We start from the raw sequence: 19,404 nt of genomic DNA on the forward strand, positions 1-19,404 counted from the left end.
AATGAGCGAGGTGGCAGCAACAGGCATCTCCGTGCTGCTGGTCGACGACCATCCGATCGTCCGACAAGGCTATCGGCGCGTGCTGGAGAGCCAGGGCGACCTCCACGTCGTGGCGGAAGCCGACAACGCCGCGGACGCCTACGGCGCCTTCAAGGCGCATGACCCCGATGTCGTCGTGCTCGACATCTCGATGCCGGGCGCGAGCGGGCTGGAAGCGATCCGTAACATCCGCGCACGAAGCCCGCGGGCGCGGATCCTCGTTTTCACCATGCATAACGAAGCGGTACTAGTGAAAGCCGCCTTCGGTGCCGGCGCCAGCGGCTTCGTCACCAAGAGCAGCGAGCCATCGGCAGTCGTAGGTGCAATCCGCAGCGTCGCCCGCGGCGAACGCGCCATGAGCGACGACATCGCGCATATCCTCGCCGAGGACAGCCTGTCGACCGGCTCAGTGCTGGATCAATTGGGCGAACGCGAGATCGAGATTTTGCGCCAATTTGCCGGCGGCGCCACCACCGAGCAGATCGCAGCGCATCTCAATCTCAGCGTGAAGACGGTGCAGAACTATCACTACCTTATCAAGACCAAGACCGGCGCGCGGACGGATGCGCAGCTGGTGCGCCTTGCGGCGACGTGCGGGCTGACGAGGATCTAGCAGCAGAGCTGCCGCACTGTCCTGTTCCGTTGAAGCTTCTCAATACTGAGCGAAATTGGAACTGAGACCATCCGGCTCCGGTTAACACGGCAGTGAAGGAGTCAAAGGTCATGAGTAAGGGTCATCACAACGCCGTCGACCATCCCCCGATCATCACAGTAGGCGAGCTCATCGACGAACTCTGCCGTCTGCCGGACACCGCCGTCGTCCACTTCCGCTGCCCCATGCTCGAACAGGAGCTGACCTTCTACCGCCTGCGCAAGCGGTCAAAGGATGTCGTCGAAATCGCGGTCAATGCCTATCCGGAAAGTCCCCCGGTCGTGCCCGAGCCGAGCTTCCATGCGCGGAGCCGCTCGACGTCCTCGCCGCCGGCTCACAATGGCGTTCATCTTCAGAAGGCGCGAGGCTGACTGGTAGGCGGTGAGAAGGTGCGGCGGACTATCCCGCCTTCAGCCCGCGCAGCAGCAGCGCCAGCGTCGCGTCCACGCGCGCGGAGAGATCGGCATCCCTCCACTCGTCGGCATGAGCCGGATGGTGGAAGCGGACGGTGGCATCGAAGATGGCACGCGCAGTGGTCTTGACGTCGTCCACGGCGAACACGCCCTGCTTCACGCCGTCGCTCAGGATCGCCGCGATCTGGTCGATCATGGTGTCCTTGTGACACTTGACGGCCGCGCAGGCCTCGCGCGCCAGCGTCAGATAGGTCTCGAACATCTCGGGGTCGTCGAGCACGCGCGAACGCTTGGCAGCGAACAGCGTGCGCAGCCAGCGCTCGAGCCTGGCCGGCGCCGGGCCCTGCTCCTCGACGATCGCGCGCAACGGCGCGTCGATGCGATCGAGCCAGCGTTTGGCCACGGCCTCGCGCAGCGAAGCCTTGCTGGGAAAATGGCGGTAGACGCTGCCGTGGCTCACATCGAGCGCACGGGCAACGTCGACCACGGTGGCCTTGGCAAGTCCGAAGCGCCTGAGCACGTCCTCGGTGACTTCGAGGATCCGCTCCGGCGTCAAGACAACAGCTTCATTCATGCCAGCACCATGTTCCCGTTGAGGCTCAGTTACCCCGGCAGTAGGGCTGCTTCCGAAGCGCCCTTGCCGGTCGTTTCGGAAAGCCTATGCCTTAATGAGGCAGTTTTGCAGCCTGCGCCGCGATCTGGCGCGCCACCAGCAAATTGAGCCAATGCCCAATCACGCCGGTCAAATTGAGGATTTCGGTCGTCATTGTCTAAGTCTCCATTCGTCCGCGGTCCCGTTCTTCAATTCGCCCTCCGATCCGAGCTTGCTTCGGATGTCGGGCTCCCCGGGGCTAGTCGCGGGACGCCCAATCGGAGCGTCCGAGAACGGATATACACGTCTCGCTAACAGATTTCAATATCCGTCAGTCAATGATCCGTGATTGACATCTAATTTTTGATCTCCGGGGGGCGGCCCGTCCCGGCCCCACCGGTGGATTAGCCGTCCCGTACCCCGCTCAGCGGGGCCGGAACGTTTGTTTCGCCCTCGCCGCTCTGTTAAATCACGGCGTAAAAAGCATTTTGGCCGGCGCCACCCCTCGAGGACCGCCCGCCCACCTTCCTGGAGCCGTCAGATGATCCCCCGCTATACCCGCCCGGAAATGGCCTCGATCTGGGAGCCGCAGACCCGGTTCAAGATCTGGTTCGAGATCGAGGCGCATGCAGCGGACGCCCTCGCCGAGCTTGGGACCATCCCCAAGGAGGCCGCCAGGACGGTCTGGGCCAAGGCCAAGAACGCCACCTTCGACGTCGCCCGCATCGACGAGATCGAGCGTGAGACCAAGCACGACGTCATCGCCTTCCTTACCCATCTCGCCGAGATCGTCGGCCCCGAGGCGCGTTTCGTCCACCAGGGCATGACCTCCTCCGACGTGCTCGACACCTGCCTCAACGTCCAGCTCACCCGCGCCGCCGACCTGCTGCTTGCCGATCTCGACAAGGTGCTGGCCGCACTGAAGAAGCGCGCCTTCGAGCACAAGATGACGCCGACCATCGGCCGCAGCCACGGCATTCACGCCGAGCCCGTGACCTTCGGCCTCAAGCTCGCTTACGCCTATGCCGAATTCACCCGCGCCAAGGAGCGCCTGATCGCGGCGCGCAAGGAAGTCGCGACCTGCGCCATCTCCGGCGCCGTCGGCACCTTCGCGCAGATCGATCCACGCGTCGAAGAGCACGTGGCCAAGGCTATGGGCCTCGTCCCCGAGCCGATCTCGACCCAGGTGATCCCGCGCGACCGCCACGCCATGTATTTCTCGACGCTGGGCGTGATCGCCTCCTCGGTCGAGCGCATCGCCGTGGAGATCCGCCACATGCAGCGCACCGAGGTGCTGGAGGCCGAAGAGTTCTTCTCGGAGGGGCAGAAGGGCTCGTCCGCGATGCCGCACAAGCGCAACCCGGTGCTGTCGGAAAACCTCACCGGCCTGTCGCGCATGGTCCGCGCCTATGTGACGCCAGCGCTGGAGAACGTCGTGCTCTGGCACGAGCGCGACATCTCGCACTCCTCGGCCGAGCGCATGATGGGCCCGGACGCAACCGTGACGCTCGACTTCGCGCTGGTGCGCCTCGCCGGCCTGATCGACAAGCTCTTGGTCTACCCCGCCAACATGCAGAAGAACCTCGACCGCCTCGGCGGTCTCGTGCATTCGCAGCGCGTGCTCCTGGCGCTGACGCAGAAGGGCGCGAGCCGCGAGGATTCCTACAAGCTCGTGCAGCGCAACGCCATGCCGGTCTGGCGCGGCGAAGGCGACTTCTTGCAGCTCCTGAAGAAGGACGCTGAGGTGAAGAAATATCTCACCGACGCCGAGATCGAGGAGCAGTTCGACCTCGGCTATCACCTCAAGCACGTCGATACGATCTTCAAGCGCGTGTTCGGGGAGAGCTGAGCACCGATGCGTAGCCCGGGTGAGCGCAGCGATACCCGGGGACCCTCTCACAGAGATCCCGGATGTCGCTTCGCTCATCCGGGCTACCGCAAAAACAAAACGGATCCCACCTCATGCCCATCGTCAACCGCGTTGCCGCCCTCTCCGACGAAATGGCCGCCTGGCGCCATGACTTCCACGAGAATCCCGAATTGCTCTACGAGGTCCACCGCACCGCCGGCATCGTCGCCGATCGCTTGCGCGAATTCGGCTGCGACGAGGTGGTGACGGGCATCGGCCGGACCGGAGTCGTCGGCGTGATCCGCGGCCGCAAGTCCGCCTCCGGCAAGACCATCGGCCTGCGCGCCGACATGGACGCGCTGCCGATCATGGAAACCTCGGGCGTGCCTTATGCATCGAAGGTCCCCGGCAAGATGCACGCCTGCGGCCATGACGGCCACACCGCGATGTTGCTGGGCGCCGCCAAATACCTCGCCGAGACGCGCAATTTCGACGGCACGGCGATCATGATCTTCCAGCCCGCCGAGGAAGGCGGCGGCGGCGGTAAGGCCATGGTCGAGGACGGGCTGATGGCGCGCTGGAACATCCAGGAGGTCTACGGCATGCACAACATGCCGAACCTGCCCGAAGGCCATTTCGCAACCACGCCCGGCGCGATGCTCGCCTCCTCCGACAACATCCAGATCACGGTCCACGGCAAGGGCGGCCACGCCGGCGCGGGCCCGCACAAATCCGTCGACAGCGTGCTGATCGGCTCGCAGATCGTCAACGCGCTGCAATCGATCGTGGCGCGCAACGTCGATCCGCTGAAATCAGCGGTGATCTCGATCACGCAATTCCACTCCGGCACCGCCTTCAACATCATCCCTGAAATCGCCGAGCTCGGCGGCACCGTGCGCACGCTCGATCCTGAGGTGCGCGACCTCGTCGAGCGCCGCATCGGCGAAGTCGCCGACAGCATTGCGCGTGCCTATGGCGGCTCGGCCGAGACCAAGTACACGCGGATGTATCCGGTGACGATGAACCATGCGCGCGAGGCCGGCCTTGCCGCCGACGTCGCCCGCGACATCGTCGGCGCTGAGCGCGTCAACGACAAGTTCATCCCGATGATGGGTGCCGAGGATTTCTCCTTCATGCTGGAAGCCCGTCCCGGCGCGATGGTGCTGGTCGGCATGGGCGACGGCAACGAGTGCCACCACCCGGCCTACGTCTTCAACGACAACATCCTCGGCCACGGCGCCTCGTTCTGGGCGCGCCTGGTCGAGACGCGGATGCCGGCGGGTTAGGACCGGTCTTGTTATGGGAGACGAGGCGCGGTCTGGTCAGTTGCAGATCTCGCCAGTAATCTTCACGACCCCGCTGCCTGCACTGGGCACCAAACCAAGGCGGCACCCCTTTGCGACCGGTCTGCAGCCGGCCTGACCGCAGATCATCTGACCGGAGGCTTGCGACTTTGGTGCCGCAGATTCCGCTTCTTTCCGGTCCTGATCGCGCCTCTTCGGTTCCTCGCGCGTCGCGACCGGCTTCTTCTCCTGGACCTTCTCGCATTCGTTGTCGTCGCCGAGACGATAGCCGGGGCGGCAAGTGATCTTCACGCATTGATCGCCATCGGCCTTGAAGCCGAAATTGCACACCAGCGGACAGACCCGTCCCGGCTTCGCCTTGAGCGCGTCGAGCGCGTCGACGCTGGCGAGCTTCACGTCGAACTGGGTGCCGGCATATTTGTTGAAAAGCGTCAGCGACCGTTGCGCGGCCGAGCTCCACTCGCTCTCCGCAGATGAGGTCAGGCAGCCGACGCGGCGCAATTCGCTCTGTACCGATTTGGAAAGCTCGGCTGCCGATAATGTCGATGCGGGCCCAGGCGACAGCGCGGCCACTTTCCGGTTCTCGACTTCGGGCATCTGCCGATCGGCGGCAGGCTTGGCCCCCTGCTCCGCTTTCTCGGCGGCCTGCTTGGCGGCCAGCTCGGCCTTGGCCTTCTCTGCCGCCTGTTTCTCGGCCAGCGCTTTCGCGGCCGCCGCCTCGGCGGCCTTGCGCTGATGCTCGGCCGCTTCCGCTTTGGCCTGTTCGATCTGCTTTTGCTTCTCCGCAGCGATTCGCGCCTCTTCGGCGGCCTTGGCCGCAGCAGCAGCCTTCTCCTGCTCGGCTTTCTGGGCACGCTCGGCAATGAGCCGTGCCTTTTCCTGCTCGGCCGTCTTGGCCTTTTGCTCGGCAGCGACGCGCGTCTCTTCGGCGCCTATCTTGTTCAACTGTCCCTTGGCGAGGTTGGCATAAAAGCCGTCCGGGTACGCCGCCAAAAAGGCTTCCCAGGCATCGCGCGTCGCAAGCTGGAGCGCGAGCTCGTAGTCCCTGCGAATGGCATCCTGCGGGTTTGCCTGCGGACCGGTCGCGGCCGGCTTCACCACGAGCGGCACGTCGTCGCCGCCGAGCGAGCCGTAGACGTAAGGCTCCTGCTTGTAGCCGGTGGTCTTGAGCACGTCGTCGCGGACGAAGCCGAACGCCTTGCGCAGATCGAGGCCCGGCTTCGGCAGGTGCTCGACCAGCGCGGTGGCGAACGGACTGTTGCGGGAATCGCCGTCGGATGCGGTCGAGCCGGCCTTCGCGGCGAAGGCAATCATCGTATTCGGGCTGGTTGGCTCCACCTTGGCCAAGCCGCGTCCGATCGCGCGCGAGGCCAGCGTGCGCTTCATCGACTTGGCAAACGGGTTATCGCGGCAGGCATCGAGGATGATCAGACGCAGCTGCTTGGCGGGCTCGACTGCGAACATTGCGCGCTCGACAGGGATGGTCTCGTCGAGAACGTCGCCATCCGTCTCCAGCGTCGCGTCGGTCGGAATCAGATAATTGTTGCCGTCGAGCTCGATGCCGTGGCCGGCATAATAGATCACCGCCATGTCCGCATCGCGGGACCTACCGGCGAACTCGCGCAACATGCGTCGCATCTCGCTCGCACTGAGATCCAGCCTGACATCGACGGAATCGAAGCCTGCCTTCTTGAACATGCCGCCGATCAGGGTGGCATCGTTCACGGGATTGTTGAGCTTGGGCGCGCTCTTGTAGGCCGAATTCCCAATGATGAGCGCGACCCGCCGATCGGCGTGTGCCGATCCGCAGGTAAGTCCCATCGCCACTATCAACAATGCAAATAGCCGAAACGGAATCACTTGCGTCCCCCCGGATGCAATTCCCTGAGACTATTCGGTAGCGTCGCCGAATGCTAATTCTTCCTATGTGATGCCGGTCACACAGGACTCTTCAAACGGGGGTAAGGATAATGCGGCGAAGGGTCGCCCTGCTGTCGAACTATGCCCAAACGGCGCTACATTTGCACGACCTCATGGCGCATCACGAACGGTGCAAGCAGCGCGTGCACCTCGCTGGCAACCCGCTCGCGCTGGTCGGCCGGTAGACCGGCAAGCGTGACAGTCGCGATCGAGCCGTGGCTGCCATGGGCGCCGACCTTCACCTTGCAATCGATGCCGCGATCGACCAGCGGCGCCAGCACCTTGGTGAACACGCGCTCGGCCGCATCCCAGCGCAGCTGCGGCTTGAACACCTTGCCGACGCCGGTCACCGGCATCGGATCGATCGGGATGACCTGCACCGGAACGGCGGCACGCTCCGGCGTGCGCTCGCGTACCCACGTCTCCAATTCGCCCGGCTCGACCTTGGCGCCCGGCTTCAGCTGCACGTAGCCCACCGGCAGTTCGCCGGCATAGGCGTCGGGCTGGCCGACCACGGCGGCGAAGCCGACGGCGGGATGGCGGAACATGATCTCTTCGATCGGCGCCGGATCGATGTTGTGGCCGCCGCGGATCACGAGATCCTTGGCGCGACCGGTGATCCAGAGATAGCCGTCGGCATCGACGCGGCCGAGATCGCCGGAATTGACCCAGGCCTCGTCGACGAAGGCGCCGTTGTTGTGTTCGTCGTTGAGATAGCCGTCGAACACGCCGGGCCCGGCCATGATGACGACACCGATCTCGTCCGGCTTGCAGTCGCGGATCAGGCAGCCGTCGGCATCGAGCTGCACGATACGCACGCGCGAATAGGGCATGGGCAGGCCGACCGAGCCGAGGCGGATCGGCCGTGACGGATAGGCAAGCGTGTGCACGCTCGAGGTCTCGGTCATGCCGTAGACCTCGACCACCGGCAGCTTCAACCTGTCCTGGATCGCCGAGCCAACCGCGACGGGGATCGCCGAGCCGCCGCCGGCTGCATATTTCAGGCTGGAGATATCAGCGTTGCCCGGCGGCACCGCGAGCGTCGCGGCCAGCACCGTCGGCACGCTGGACAGCGCCTCCGGCTTGAAGCGCTCGACGAGCTGCCAGATGTTCTTCACCGCGTTCGGGTTGCGCCAGCCGCTCGGCGACAGCACGACCAGCGATGCCCCGCTCGACAGCGTCGTGAGCACCTGCGTCAGCGAGCCCCCGACGTGAAACAGCGGCATGCCAAACAGCAGATTGGCGCCCGGCTTCCCCTTCAGCAGCAGGTGGAGCGCCCAGGCCTGATAGACTTGGTTCGTATGCGTGTGCCGCACCAGCTTTGGCGTGCCCGTGGTGCCGCCGGTGTGGAAATAGGCGGCGATCTCGCCGCCAAGGATCTTGCGTCCGCTGACGAGCCGGTCGGACGGCTGCTGCTTGATCAGGTCGTTGAAGGCAAAGATGCCCTTGGCGGGATCGCCGCCGCCGAACACCTGCACGATCGCCTTGAGGTGCTTGAGCTGCGGGCGGATCTGCTCGACCTTCTGCCAGATGTCGGTGCCGGGCATCGGCCCGAGCGCCACCAGGATTTTCGTCTGCGCGGCCTCCAGTATCTCGGCGATCTGATACGGCTCGAGCAGTGGATTGACGGGATTGGCGATGCCCGCGGCCTCGGCGCCGAACAGCGTCACGAACGCATCGGGGACCAGCGGCAGCATGAAGCTGATGACGTCGCCCTTCTCCGCGCCCAGCGCGTGAAACATGTTGGCGGCCTGCGTGACGCGCGCGACGAAGTCCCGGTAGGTCACCACCAGCGGCGTGTCGGCGGGATCGGCGTTTTGCAGAAACTGGATCGCCGCGCCGTCGGGATTGCGCGCCGCCCCGAGCCTGATCGCGTCATAGGTGCTCTCGGCCGCGATGCGGTCGGGATAAGGGACCTGCTCGAAGGCCCGGACTTCCGCGTCCGTCGCCAGTTCCGGATAGTCGTTGCCGATAAACCGATCGAGCGCGTGGATACCCGCCATGGAATTCCATCCTCCCTCAGATGCATGTCCCCGCCCCTGTCTTTTGACATTTTGCTGCGGCGAGGCTTCGGCCGATGGTCGGCCGAGCCGGCAGAATGATGGATGATTTGGCGTTCGTCCATGGCCGATGCAATCAGCCACACGCTGCGATCCGTCGTTACCCCTCAAGACGTTACGGGCGGTCGGGCGTCCAGCCCACCGCGTTGAAATCGGCCGGAGCCGGCATCACTTCCGGCTCGGCAGTAGCCTTGCGCAGGACTGCCTTCAGAGGGTCCGAAACTGCAACCTCGATCGGGACGTTCGTCTTGCTGACAGCAAGTATCCCGATCAGTTCTGGCGGCGCGGCCATCACGTAGCGGTCCGCAGCTTCGATCAGCCGAAGCACCTCCTCGCGAATGAAAGCCGCCGACCATGCCGATGGCAGGCCCCTAACGGCAGTAAATTCCTCGGCCGGAATCGACAACGCATGCCGACGGATTTCTTCGATAGTCCGGTGCGGAGAGAAATTGGGCGGCTTGCCCGCCGCAGCAAGCACGAGCGGCCCGAGCGGACAATAGTCGCGGCCGATGGCCACGAGATCGGCGATGTCGCGCGCCTTCGAACGACCTGCGGCAGCTAGCACCTTGTTGACGGCAAGATCGGCCTGATGAAGACGGGCACCCCATTCCTCATCTCGAATGAGCGGAAAGAAACGGAGCTTCGTCTCGGCGAACCATTGGATGATCGTCGACTCGCCATCGCGCGAAACGGTCGCATCGACGCAGCCATAGACGATGAAGTCCCGATGCGCCTTGAAGCCGGCTGCATCGAGGGCGGCCAGATCGGCCTTTGCGGTCTCGGTCACCTCCTCATCGGTGTCATGGAAAATGTCGATGTCGTCGGATCGCCTTTGCCAATCCTTATTGAGCATCAAGCCGCCTGCAAGATAGCTGCTCTTCGAGCGGTTCTTGGCCAGAAGCCGCAGAATGTCGCTCTGTAGCTTGCTTAGAGCCATCTTAGTCCTCGCACGCGCTGACCCGATCGAGCATCTTCCTGCCCATCGCAAATGCCTTTGCATCGCCGCGATCGATCATGGCGCGGGCGGCGACCGCGGCACGTGACCGGAGATCGGGAAGCCGATCGAGATCGACGTTATCCAGTATGCGCGGTCCGTAGAGACGGAGTGCATCGTCGAGGAGTGACTGGAGCTCTTTGGTCCGGCGATATTCCGCCCGTATGCGCGAGGCCACCGCCAGAACTTCGTTGCGAGCCGCCGGCGGAATCAGCACTTCGACGCGCACCAGATCTGCCGCACCGCCTTCGCTTCGGTATTTCCTGACGCGTTTATTCGCTGACACCACGTCGGCCTTGCTCCTTCGTACAGGATCCTATCACGCGTATCCCGGTTACGCAACACCGTATCCCGGTTACGATCGCAAGCATCTGAAAACACTTCATTTTATGAGAAAAATCCGAGCAATGAACCTCCGCGACCGATCGCGGGACCAAGAATTGCCCTGGCCGCGAAACGCGAGAAAGTCCATGATCACGCCTCTGCGGAACCGCATCAACCGGCTGATCGCTGCGTTCGCCATCGCAACCACGGTGGCCCTGCCCTCCGCCGCGCGCGCCGCGGACAGCCAGTTCGACAAGGTGCGCGCGAAGGTCGCGGTTTTCATCACCGACAAGATGGAGAAGCTGGGCGGATCGCGCATCATCTACAAGGTGGACAGCGACGCCTTGCGGGAGGCGCTCACCACGGATCTGCGCGACGACGTCTACAAGACACTGCGTGAGGGCCGGATCGCCTTCTCCGGCCTTGCCATCCGTGACGGCGGCGTCGAATTGAAGATCGCGGACGCCAAGGGCCGAGGCCTGCTCACGCGCAAGCTCGCCTCGGCGGCAGAGGGATTGCCTACGCATGCGCTCACCGTGACCGACGCCGGAGACGGGCTGATCAGGCTCGCGCCGACCGATGCCGCATCCGCTGCACGGCTACGCGATCTCGTCGAAGATTCCATCGCCATGATCGAGCAGCGCCTCAAGGACGCCGGCGTCACACTGGCCAGCGTCCAGCCTGAGGGAACGGACCGCATCCGCATCTTCCTGCCAGAGCGTATCACCGCGATCTTCGCCAAGAAGGTCAAGGTCAGCTTCCGCCTGATCGATGTCACGATGTCGGCGGAGCAGGCGCAATCCGGCACGCCTCCTTCGGGCGCGGAAATCATGTTCGGCTTCAAGGACAAGCTCCCCTATCTCGTCAAGGCTAGCGCGCTCGACGGCGACGACATCAGCTACGCGGGACCGGGATTTACGAGCGACACGAAGGAGCCGATCGCCTCGTTCCGATTCAACGGCCGCGGTACGCGGCGCTTCGCCCACATCACCGCAGAGAACGTTGGAATGCCCTTCGCCATCGCGCTCGACGACAAGGTGATCTCCTCCCCCGTGATCCGCGAGCCCATCACCGGCGGCTCCGTCCAGATTTCCGGCAACTTCACCCTGGATGAGGCCAACAGCGTTGCCATGCTGCTGCGCGCCGGGTCGCTGCCCGGTCGTCTTGGCCTTGTCGAGCAGCAGGTCGTCCAACCCGCCGCCAAGCCATAAAGCGAAGGTCGTCCAACGCCCCCCGCCTCGGCGCCCAGCCCCTCGCGACGCCGTAGGCCGCCCCGAATCACGGCCGCATCGCAGCCAGACGCGCAACCAACGGGCAATTGCCGAAGCGCCCGATCGGGCTAAAATTTGCCTCTTGCGACATGGCGGCCGAAGGCTTCATTTCAGCCGGCCGTCATGCGATTTTGGCTATACGTGTCGAGCATACCGACCAGGACTGAAGGCCTTACGCGGGGTTAGTACAATGCCGTCCGGCAGCGCAGACATTTCCTCGATCCTCGACCGCATTCTCGATGCGGCAACGGATAATCTCAGGATCGCGAAGATCCTGGTCCAGATGGGCCTCGATCCCAACAACGTCACCTATGATGCGATCTTCAATCGGCTGCTGGAGATCTTCATCCACAACATCACGTTCGCCAATCTGTTCGCCGCCGTCGGCGCCGGCTTCTTCGTCGCCACCCTCCTGATGCGGACGATGGTGCCCCTGCGCGTCGCCAACATGGTCGGCTGCGCGTTCTTTGCCGTCTTCGGCGCGCTCACCGCCAACGTCGCGACGTTCCTGCTCTATCTGCTGCTGCTTCCGATCAACGCGCTGCGGCTGCGGCAGATGCTCAAGCTGGTCAAGAAGGCGCGCCATGCGGCCGAAGGCGACATGTCGATCGAATGGCTCAAGCCGTTCATGACCGAGCGCAGATATCGCCGCGGCGACACGCTGTTCAAGCTGGGCGACCAGGCCAACGAGATGCTCCTCACCGTAACGGGCAAGTTCCTGGTCAAGGAGATCAATGTCGAGATCGGGCCGGGCGCACTGATGGGCGAGCTTGGCTTCCTGACGCCGGACAACCGCCGCACCGGAACGATCGAATGCATCGAGGACGGCCAGGTGCTGACCATCACCTATGACCGGCTGCTCGAGATCTACTTCCAGGATCCCCAGTTCGGCTACTACTTCCTGGTGCTGACCAGCCAGCGCCTGCTGCAGAACATCGACCGCCTGCAAAAGCAGCTCGCCAGCGAGCGAGCGGCGACGACGAACAGGATCGCGTGACCGTAGGCGGTCCACGTAACGCCGCATATGACGACGCGTGTGGAGAGAACGTGCCCAGCTCTCGTGCCCCCTAGAGCGACTGCGCCGTGGGTCCCGGCTCTGCGCAGCAACGCAAAGAGGCGTTGCTGCGCGTCCGGGACAGACGTCGGCTCTCCGGGTCTTTGCGGGGCTCCGCCGCAAAATCGCCCTAAAAACCGAATGGTAACCATGGCGGGCTAGGGTAATTTTGTGACCAATTCTCCGACCATCCTGGTGTTCGATTCCGGCCTTGGCGGGCTCACGGTGCTCCGTGAGGTCGTGGCAGCGCGCCCGGATGCGCATTACGTCTACGTCGCCGACGACGCCTTTTTCCCCTACGGCCACCACAGCGAGGACGAGATCATCGCCCGCGTCGTGCCGCTGATGGGTGAATTGATCGGCACGCATGACCCTGACCTCGTCGTCATCGCCTGCAACACGGCATCCACCCTGGTCCTGTCGCACCTGCGCGCCGCTTATTCCGTGCCCTTTGTCGGCACCGTGCCAGCGATCAAGCCGGCCTGCGCGCAGTCGAGGACCCGCCGCGTCTCGGTGCTCGGCACCAAGGGCACGGTGAAGCGGGAATATACCAAAGCCCTGATCCGCGACTTTGCGCAGGGCTGCGAAGTGACGCTGGTCGGCTCGCCCGAGCTCGCCTCGCTGGCTGAAGCCGAGCTCGGCGGAGCTCCGATCAGCGACGAGGCGATCCGCGCCGAACTCACCCCCTGCTTCGTCGGCGATGCCGAGGACGCCGGCACGCGCACCGACACCGTCGTGCTCGCCTGCACCCATTATCCGCTGCTGCTCGATCGGCTGAAGCGGCTGGCACCCTGGCCGGTCGACTGGATCGACCCCGCGCCCGCGATCGCGCGCCGCGTCTCGGATCTGCTTGGCCCGCGGATCGGCGGCATCGCGCAAGACCGCGCCGAGATGATCTTCACCTCGAACCGCATGCATGGCCTCTCGACCATGCTGATGCCGTTCTTCGGCGGTCGCGCCCTGGCCTGACTTTGCGGGGCGACGGCGCGCTGCTAGGTTTTGCCGTCGTCACCTAGTCGCAGGCCTTTTCCATGTCGGTCCCGACCACGCCGCTCAACCGTCTCCGCCAGCTTTGGCGCGAAGGCCGTCCCGCCTTCGGCGCCATCGCGACCATCCCGAGCGTGCAGACCGTGCAGATCATGGCGCGCTCGCTCGACTGGATCATCGTCGACCTCGAGCATGGACCGATCGGGCTCACCGAAGCGCATGCGATGATCGCGGCGACGACGGGCACGCCGTGCACGCCCCTGGTGCGGATCGCGGCGAACGAGCCCTGGCTTGCGAAAGCCCCGATGGACATCGGAGCCTTCGGCATCAACTTTCCGATGATCACCAACCGCGCGGATGCAGAGAAGGCGGTGCGCAGCGTGCGCTACCCGCCGCGCGGCGATCGGCTCTGGGGTCCGTTCCATGCGCCGTTCCGCTGGGGCCAGTCGATGCCGGACTACATGGCGAACGCCGACGACGAGATGATCTGCATGATCACCATCGAGCATGTCGACGCCGTCAACCGCATCGACGAGATCATGGCGACACCCGGCATCGACGTCGCGGTGATCGGCCCCGGCGACCTCGCGACGTCCATCAACAAGCGCGGCCGGATGGACGATCCGGAATTGCTGGAGCTGGTTGCCCGCGCCGAGGCCGGCATCCTCAGAAGGGGCGTGCCGATCGGCGGCGTGGCGCGCACCGCCGACCAGGCCAACGCCCTCGTCGACCGCGGCTACCGCGCGATCGCGCTCGGCTTCGACTGGTCGCTATTCCAGCGCGGCATCATGGCGGCGTTCGAGGGGATCAGGCGCTGACAAGCCGATTGCCATCTTGCCGGGAATTGGCGCACTGCTAGGGTCGTTCCGGGAGGAAAAACCATGCTCAAAAAGACTTTGCTCGCTCTGTCCTTTGCAGGCCTTGCCTTTGCGGCCTTCGCCCAACAGCCCGGCATCAAGCGCACCCCGCTTCAGAAGGTCGAGTTCCCGGATGGCTACAACACCATCACCGCCATCGCGGAAGTCCCGGCGGGCGGCGCGGCCGGACGCCATACCCATCCCGGAATTGAGACGGGCTACGTCCTGGAAGGCGAGCTCACTCTTCTGATCGACGGGCAGCCGGACAAAACCCTGAAAGCCGGTGATTCCTACCAGATTCCCGCAGGCGTCGTGCACGACGCCAAGGCTCATGGCGACAAGGCCATGAAAGTGCTTGGGATTTACGTCGTCGACAAGACTAAGCCGCTGGCCTCGCCGGCGCCCTGATGCGGCGAACCGACCGGCCCCAAGCGGGTTGGTTCATGCTAGAGCGATCGGGCGAGCGCCGCTCGCTGCACATATTTTAATCTTTGATCCGGAACCGAAAGACCAATGCGCGGGACGCCCAAGACCATCTCGCTGCGGCGCCGTTTGATTTGCGACCTCATGCACGCCTCGATGGGCGTGCCATTCGTTTCGCTATCCCGTTCGCTCAACATCCGCCCTGTGCTGGAGGCCCGCACAGGCGCAACCGCGCCTGCCGGCTGGGCCGCGATGTTCGTCAAAGCCTTTGCCCTGGTGGCGAGGGACGAGCCGATCCTGCGCACCGTCTATGCCAAATGGCCTTGGCCGACCCTTTATGAGCTGCCCAAGAGCGTGGCGCTGGTGGCGATCGCGCGGGTCGACGATGGCGAGGAATGCGTGATCCCGCAGCGAATCGCGGCCCCCGACGCCATGGCGCTGACGGCCGTCGATGCCGAAATCCGGCGCGCCAAGACGGCACCGGTCGAGGATGTCCCCATGTTCCGCAAGATCATGCGGGCGACCCGTCTGCCACTGCCGCTGCGGCGCTTGTCTTGGGCGATCGGCCTGAATTTCGGCCGACAGCGCGGCAATTGGTTCGGCAGCTTCGCGGTAAGCTCGGTGGCCGCCTATGGCGGCGGCGAGCTCCACCCCATCACGCCAGGCCCCTTCATCGTCAGCTATGGGACGGTCGAGGCGGACCAGACCATTCATGTCGTGATCCGCTGGGACCATCGGGTGACGGATGCCGCCCCGATCGCCCGGGTCCTGACCCGGCTGGAACAGGTCCTGAACACTGAAATCGCTGCTGAATTGCGGGCGGCCGGGTCGAAGCCGATACGGGTGGTCGGAACGTGATTCCGGGGCCATTCGCATTGACAGCGAACCCCAAACTCCCCTAAAAGCCGCCTGCTCGCGGGCCGATTTCGGCCCGCGAAGCGTTTCGCGACCCGTGGTCCACTCCCTTAAGCTTTGGGGATCGGACCTGTCGGTGCCGGGATCTATCCCGTCACACAGGAGGGCGCGTTTCCTCAAACCAGGCAACCGAAGAGGACGCGATGACTAAGCGCAGTGAGGCGAAGTACAAGATCGATCGCCGTATGGGCCAGAACATCTGGGGCCGCCCGAAGAGCCCCGTGAACCGCCGCGAATACGGCCCGGGCCAGCACGGCCAGCGCCGCAAGGGCAAGCTCTCCGACTTCGGCGTGCAGCTGCGCGCCAAGCAGAAGCTGAAGGGCTACTACGCCAACATCAGCGAGCGCCAGTTCCACGGCATCTATGTCGAGGCGAGCCGCCTCAAGGGTGACACCGGCGAGAACCTGATCGGCCTCTTGGAGCGTCGTCTCGACGCGGTGGTGTACCGCGCCAAGTTCGTCTCGACGATCTTCGCCGCGCGCCAGTTCATCAACCACGGCCACATCAAGGTGAACGGCCGCAAGGTCAACATTTCGAGCTACCAGCTCAAGGTCGGCGACGTGATCGAGGTCAAGGAAGCCTCCAAGCAGCTCGCCCACGTGCTCGAAGCCAGCCAGCTCCCCGAGCGCGACACGCCCGACTATCTCGAAGTCGACCACGGCAAGATGACGGCGAAATACGTCCGCATCCCCGGCCTCTCCGACGTGCCGTTCCCGGTGCAGATGGAGCCCCATCTGGTCGTCGAATTCTATTCGCGCTGATAGGCACGGCAGAACGACATTCAAAGGCCCCGGTTTCCGGGGCCTTTTTGTTTCAGGCAGCCACTCCATGTTTCAGCCCCTCCGTGCTATGCTCGCACCTAGCGGAGTTGATCATGACGCGTCTTCTGGAAGAGGCTTTCATCAAGGTTTCCGGCCTGCCCGATTCAGAGCAGGACGAGCTGGCGCGAACTCTGCTCGAACTCGCCGGGGTCGATCAACCTCCTATCCAGCTAACGGCAGCGGAAGAGGCAGATCTCGCCGAGGCCGAGGCTGAAATCGCCCGCGGCGAGTTAGCCAGCACCGCCGAAGTCCGCGCGATGTGGGCAAAGCACGGGCTGTGAAAGTCCGCTACACCAAGCGGGCACTGGTCCAAATCGACGAAGTTCTGACCTACATCGATGCGCGTTCTCTCCAAGGAGCCAATCACGTGCGCGACCGCATCGTCGCGCTCATCGCGCTGCTTGGGGATCACCCGTATGCAGGGCGGCAGACCAATCGTGCATACGTCCGTCGCTTACCGGTCAACCCTTATCCCTATCTGATCGACTATCGTGTGACCGAGACAGAAATCGTTATTATGCGGTTTCGCCACGCCGCCCGGCGTCCACCCAGAACTCGCTGACCGCGAGCACATGCCATTCCCTCAGGGAGCAAGTTGATGCTCTACACCCCGCCCCCGATCGACCCCAAGGCGCCATCAGTACGCATCAACCTGCTCTCGGACACGCAGACCAAGCCCACGGCCGCGATGCGCGAGGCGATGGCGCGGGCGGAGGTCGGCGACGAGCAGGTCGGCGACGATCCCACAGTGAACGCGCTGTGCGAGCGCGTTGCGGATCTGCTCGGCAAGGAGGCCGCGGTCTATATGCCCTCAGGCACGATGTGCAACGTCACCGCGACGCTAGTGCATTGCCGCCCGGGCGACGAGATCCTGGCGCATGAGACCGCCCACATCATCGCCCGCGAAGGCGGCGCGCATGCCGCAATCGGCGGCTTCCAGGTCACCCAGCTCAAGGGCCCCGACGGCCAGTTCACGCCGGAGACGCTCCGCAAGGCTCTGCATCCGCGCACGCGCTACCAGCCGCCGCAGACTGTCGTCAGCGTCGAGCAGACCGCCAATATCGGCGGCGGCACGATCTGGAAGAAGGCTGATCTCGACGAGATCGTCGCGATCGCCAAACAACACGGCCTCGTCACCCACATGGACGGCGCGCGCCTCCTCAACGCCACGGTGGCGAGCGGCATCTCGCCGCGCGACATGACCGCCGGCTGGGATTCGGCCTGGATCGACTTCTCCAAGGGCCTGGGCGCACCGATCGGCGGTGTGCTGGCGGGCTCGCGCGCCTTCATCGACGCGGTGTGGCAGTGGAAGCAGCGGCTCGGCGGCTCGATGCGACAGGCCGGTGTTTGCGCGGCCGCCTGCATCTATGCGCTCGATCATCACGTCGAGCGCCTTGCGGACGACCATGCCAATGCGCGCGCACTCGCCCGCGGGCTGTCGCAGATCGCAGGCATCGAGGTGCAGGAGCCCGAGACCAATCTGGTGTTCTTCAAGCCGGACGGCGCCGGCATTCCCGGCGCCAAGATGGTCGAGGCGCTGCGCCAGCGCGGCGTGACGCTCGCGATGATGGACGGCCGCATCCGCGCCTGCACCCATCTCGACGTCGATGCGGGCCAGATCGAGGAGACGATCGGATACGTGCGCGAGATCGTGCGCGGGGCGTAGCTACCGCCCCATCGCCTGATAGATCAGCGTCTTCAGCGCGAGCTGGATCCGGCCGCGCTGCGACGGGGTCTGCACCATGAAGATTCCGAACAAGTCGTCTTCAGGATCGATGAAGAAGAAGGTGCCGCCAACGCCGTCCCAGCGATATTCGCCAAGCGGCCACATGGTGCCCGGCGGCACCGAGGTACGCACGGCAAAGCCGAGGCCGAAGCCGCTGGTCTCACCCGGATAGTAATTCTTGTCGCGCTCGACGTGGGTTTCGGGACCGATATGATCCGACGCCATGGAGGCGATAGTTTCCGGCTTCAGGTAGCGTCGACCTTCAAGCGTGCCGCCGTTGAGCAGCATTTGCGAGAAGCGCGCATAGTCGCCGACCGTGCCGACAAGACCGCTGCCGCCCGACTCCCATTGCAGTGGTTTCCTGATATCGCGAACCTGCGCCATCGGGCTCATCACCCGATCCTGCGGCATCGGCTCGGCGATACGCGGCCATTTGGCGGGATCGGCGACGTAAAACGCCGCGTCCTTCATCCCGAGTGGGTCGAGCAGCCGCTTCCTCGCGAACACGAACAGCGATTCCCCCGAGATCACCTCGATGATGCGCCCGAGCACGTCGGTGGAGTGGCCGTAATCCCAGATGGTGCCGGGCTGTTCGGCGAGCGGCAGTGAGGTGATCTTCGCGACGAGTTCGGCATTGGTCGAATTCCCGTTGTCGAACAGTCCGGCGTCGGCATAGAGCTTGTTCACCAGATCCCCACCATAATAGCCGTAGGGGATCCCGGCGGTATGCCGCATCAAATCTTCGATCGTCACCGGGCGCGCGAGCGGCTCCAGCGCCAGCGCAACCTTGCCGTCCTCGGCTTTCCTCTCGACACCAACCTTCATCCCCGCAAAGGCCGGAATGTATTTCGAGACGGGATCATCGAGCGAAAGCTTGCCCTCCTCGACCAGCATCATCGCCATGACTGACGTGATCGGCTTCGACATCGAATAGAGGCGGAAGATCGTGTCCGCGCTCATCGGGATCCCGGTCGCGACGTCGCGGACGCCGAAATTCTCGTAGTAGACCGGCTTGCCGTGCTGCTGGAGTAGCAGGATGGCCCCGGGAATCTTCCCGGTTGCGACCTCGTTCCTGATGTAGTCGGAGACCTTTGCAAGGCCTTCGGCCGAGAATTTGTGCGCGGCGCGCTCGGAGCTTGCACGCGTACCGACCACGCCGACCAGAAGAACGAGCGCCGCGATCAGCGCGCGGCGCCCGCTCAT

20 protein-coding genes are annotated in these 19,404 nt (G+C 64.4%); 14 read left to right on the plus strand and 6 right to left on the minus strand.

Features of this window, described 5'->3' with window-relative positions; all coding sequences use genetic code 11:
• Nucleotide 1: 1 nt before the first annotated feature.
• Both IVA79_RS09425 and IVA79_RS09430 read left to right on the plus strand, forming a co-directional pair.
• Nucleotides 2-652: a response regulator transcription factor gene (locus IVA79_RS09425; protein WP_247552189.1), complete on the plus strand. Its 651-nt coding sequence runs from the start codon at nt 2-4 to the stop codon at nt 650-652.
• Between the two features lie 110 nt (nt 653-762).
• Complete coding sequence (locus IVA79_RS09430) at nt 763-1,062, plus strand: hypothetical protein (protein ID WP_247552191.1); 300 nt, start codon at nt 763-765, stop codon at nt 1,060-1,062.
• A gap of 28 nt (nt 1,063-1,090) precedes the next feature.
• On the opposite strand, the gene IVA79_RS09435 is transcribed toward IVA79_RS09430, so the two are convergent.
• Nucleotides 1,091-1,678, minus strand: coding sequence for a TetR family transcriptional regulator (locus IVA79_RS09435; protein WP_247552193.1), 588 nt, complete (start codon nt 1,676-1,678; stop codon nt 1,091-1,093).
• 559 nt (nt 1,679-2,237) lie between these two features.
• Here IVA79_RS09435 and purB point away from each other — a divergent pair.
• Together purB and IVA79_RS09445 are read left to right on the plus strand one after the other, a co-directional pair.
• Nucleotides 2,238-3,545 carry an adenylosuccinate lyase gene (gene purB, locus IVA79_RS09440; protein ID WP_247552195.1) on the plus strand — a complete coding sequence of 436 codons (1,308 nt, stop codon included), beginning with the start codon at nt 2,238-2,240 and terminating at the stop codon, nt 3,543-3,545.
• 113 nt (nt 3,546-3,658) lie between these two features.
• A complete protein-coding gene (locus IVA79_RS09445; protein WP_247552197.1) occupies nt 3,659-4,831 on the plus strand; it encodes a M20 aminoacylase family protein in 1,173 nt (390 codons plus the stop codon).
• 36 nt (nt 4,832-4,867) lie between these two features.
• Here the strand turns inward: IVA79_RS09445 and IVA79_RS09450 are convergent, their stop codons facing one another.
• The 4 genes from IVA79_RS09450 to IVA79_RS09465 all read right to left on the minus strand — a co-directional run bounded on the left by IVA79_RS09450 (nt 4,868) and on the right by IVA79_RS09465 (nt 10,052).
• Complete coding sequence (locus tag IVA79_RS09450) at nt 4,868-6,670, minus strand: caspase family protein (protein ID WP_247552200.1); 1,803 nt, start codon at nt 6,668-6,670, stop codon at nt 4,868-4,870.
• Nucleotides 6,671-6,864: 194 nt separating this feature from the next.
• The gene (locus IVA79_RS09455; protein WP_247552202.1) at nt 6,865-8,772 is read right to left on the minus strand and encodes an acyl-CoA synthetase; all 1,908 of its coding nucleotides are present in this window, start codon (nt 8,770-8,772) and stop codon (nt 6,865-6,867) included.
• A 172-nt stretch (nt 8,773-8,944) separates the two neighbouring features.
• Nucleotides 8,945-9,682, minus strand: a complete 738-nt coding sequence (locus IVA79_RS09460) for a hypothetical protein (RefSeq protein ID WP_247552204.1) — start codon at nt 9,680-9,682, stop codon at nt 8,945-8,947.
• Between the two features lie 85 nt (nt 9,683-9,767).
• On the minus strand, nt 9,768-10,052 hold the full coding sequence (locus IVA79_RS09465) for a hypothetical protein (protein ID WP_247552206.1): 285 nt from the start codon (nt 10,050-10,052) through the stop codon (nt 9,768-9,770).
• A 241-nt stretch (nt 10,053-10,293) separates the two neighbouring features.
• Here IVA79_RS09465 and IVA79_RS09470 point away from each other — a divergent pair, with 241 nt between their 5' ends.
• The 10 genes from IVA79_RS09470 to IVA79_RS09515 all read left to right on the plus strand — a co-directional run bounded on the left by IVA79_RS09470 (nt 10,294) and on the right by IVA79_RS09515 (nt 18,141).
• Nucleotides 10,294-11,358: a preprotein translocase subunit SecD gene (locus IVA79_RS09470; protein WP_247552208.1), complete on the plus strand. Its 1,065-nt coding sequence runs from the start codon at nt 10,294-10,296 to the stop codon at nt 11,356-11,358.
• Between the two features lie 250 nt (nt 11,359-11,608).
• Nucleotides 11,609-12,415: a cyclic nucleotide-binding domain-containing protein gene (locus tag IVA79_RS09475; protein WP_247552210.1), complete on the plus strand. Its 807-nt coding sequence runs from the start codon at nt 11,609-11,611 to the stop codon at nt 12,413-12,415.
• A gap of 228 nt (nt 12,416-12,643) precedes the next feature.
• Complete coding sequence (gene murI / locus IVA79_RS09480; protein ID WP_247552212.1) at nt 12,644-13,441, plus strand: glutamate racemase; 798 nt, start codon at nt 12,644-12,646, stop codon at nt 13,439-13,441.
• A gap of 62 nt (nt 13,442-13,503) precedes the next feature.
• On the plus strand, nt 13,504-14,277 hold the full coding sequence (locus tag IVA79_RS09485) for an aldolase/citrate lyase family protein (protein ID WP_247552214.1): 774 nt from the start codon (nt 13,504-13,506) through the stop codon (nt 14,275-14,277).
• A 63-nt stretch (nt 14,278-14,340) separates the two neighbouring features.
• Nucleotides 14,341-14,724: a cupin domain-containing protein gene (locus IVA79_RS09490; protein ID WP_247552216.1), complete on the plus strand. Its 384-nt coding sequence runs from the start codon at nt 14,341-14,343 to the stop codon at nt 14,722-14,724.
• A 105-nt stretch (nt 14,725-14,829) separates the two neighbouring features.
• Nucleotides 14,830-15,597 (plus strand): acyltransferase, encoded by a 768-nt coding sequence (locus IVA79_RS09495; RefSeq protein WP_247552218.1) that lies wholly within the window; start codon nt 14,830-14,832, stop codon nt 15,595-15,597.
• 200 nt (nt 15,598-15,797) lie between these two features.
• Entirely contained in the window at nt 15,798-16,415 is a 618-nt protein-coding gene (gene rpsD, locus IVA79_RS09500) for a 30S ribosomal protein S4 (RefSeq protein ID WP_014494148.1), read from the plus strand.
• Between the two features lie 113 nt (nt 16,416-16,528).
• A complete protein-coding gene (locus tag IVA79_RS09505; protein ID WP_247552220.1) occupies nt 16,529-16,756 on the plus strand; it encodes a hypothetical protein in 228 nt (75 codons plus the stop codon).
• Complete coding sequence (locus IVA79_RS09510; protein ID WP_247552222.1) at nt 16,753-17,037, plus strand: type II toxin-antitoxin system RelE/ParE family toxin; 285 nt, start codon at nt 16,753-16,755, stop codon at nt 17,035-17,037. The genes IVA79_RS09505 and IVA79_RS09510 overlap by 4 nt, the downstream gene beginning before the upstream one ends.
• A gap of 36 nt (nt 17,038-17,073) precedes the next feature.
• Entirely contained in the window at nt 17,074-18,141 is a 1,068-nt protein-coding gene (locus IVA79_RS09515) for a threonine aldolase family protein (RefSeq protein WP_247552224.1), read from the plus strand.
• Here the strand turns inward: IVA79_RS09515 and IVA79_RS09520 are convergent, their stop codons facing one another.
• Nucleotides 18,142-19,404, minus strand: a complete 1,263-nt coding sequence (locus IVA79_RS09520) for a serine hydrolase domain-containing protein (RefSeq protein WP_247552227.1) — start codon at nt 19,402-19,404, stop codon at nt 18,142-18,144. It lies immediately after the preceding gene.

This window comes from Bradyrhizobium sp. 138, from assembly GCF_023074075.1.
Taxonomy (GTDB): Bacteria; Pseudomonadota; Alphaproteobacteria; order Rhizobiales; family Xanthobacteraceae; genus Bradyrhizobium.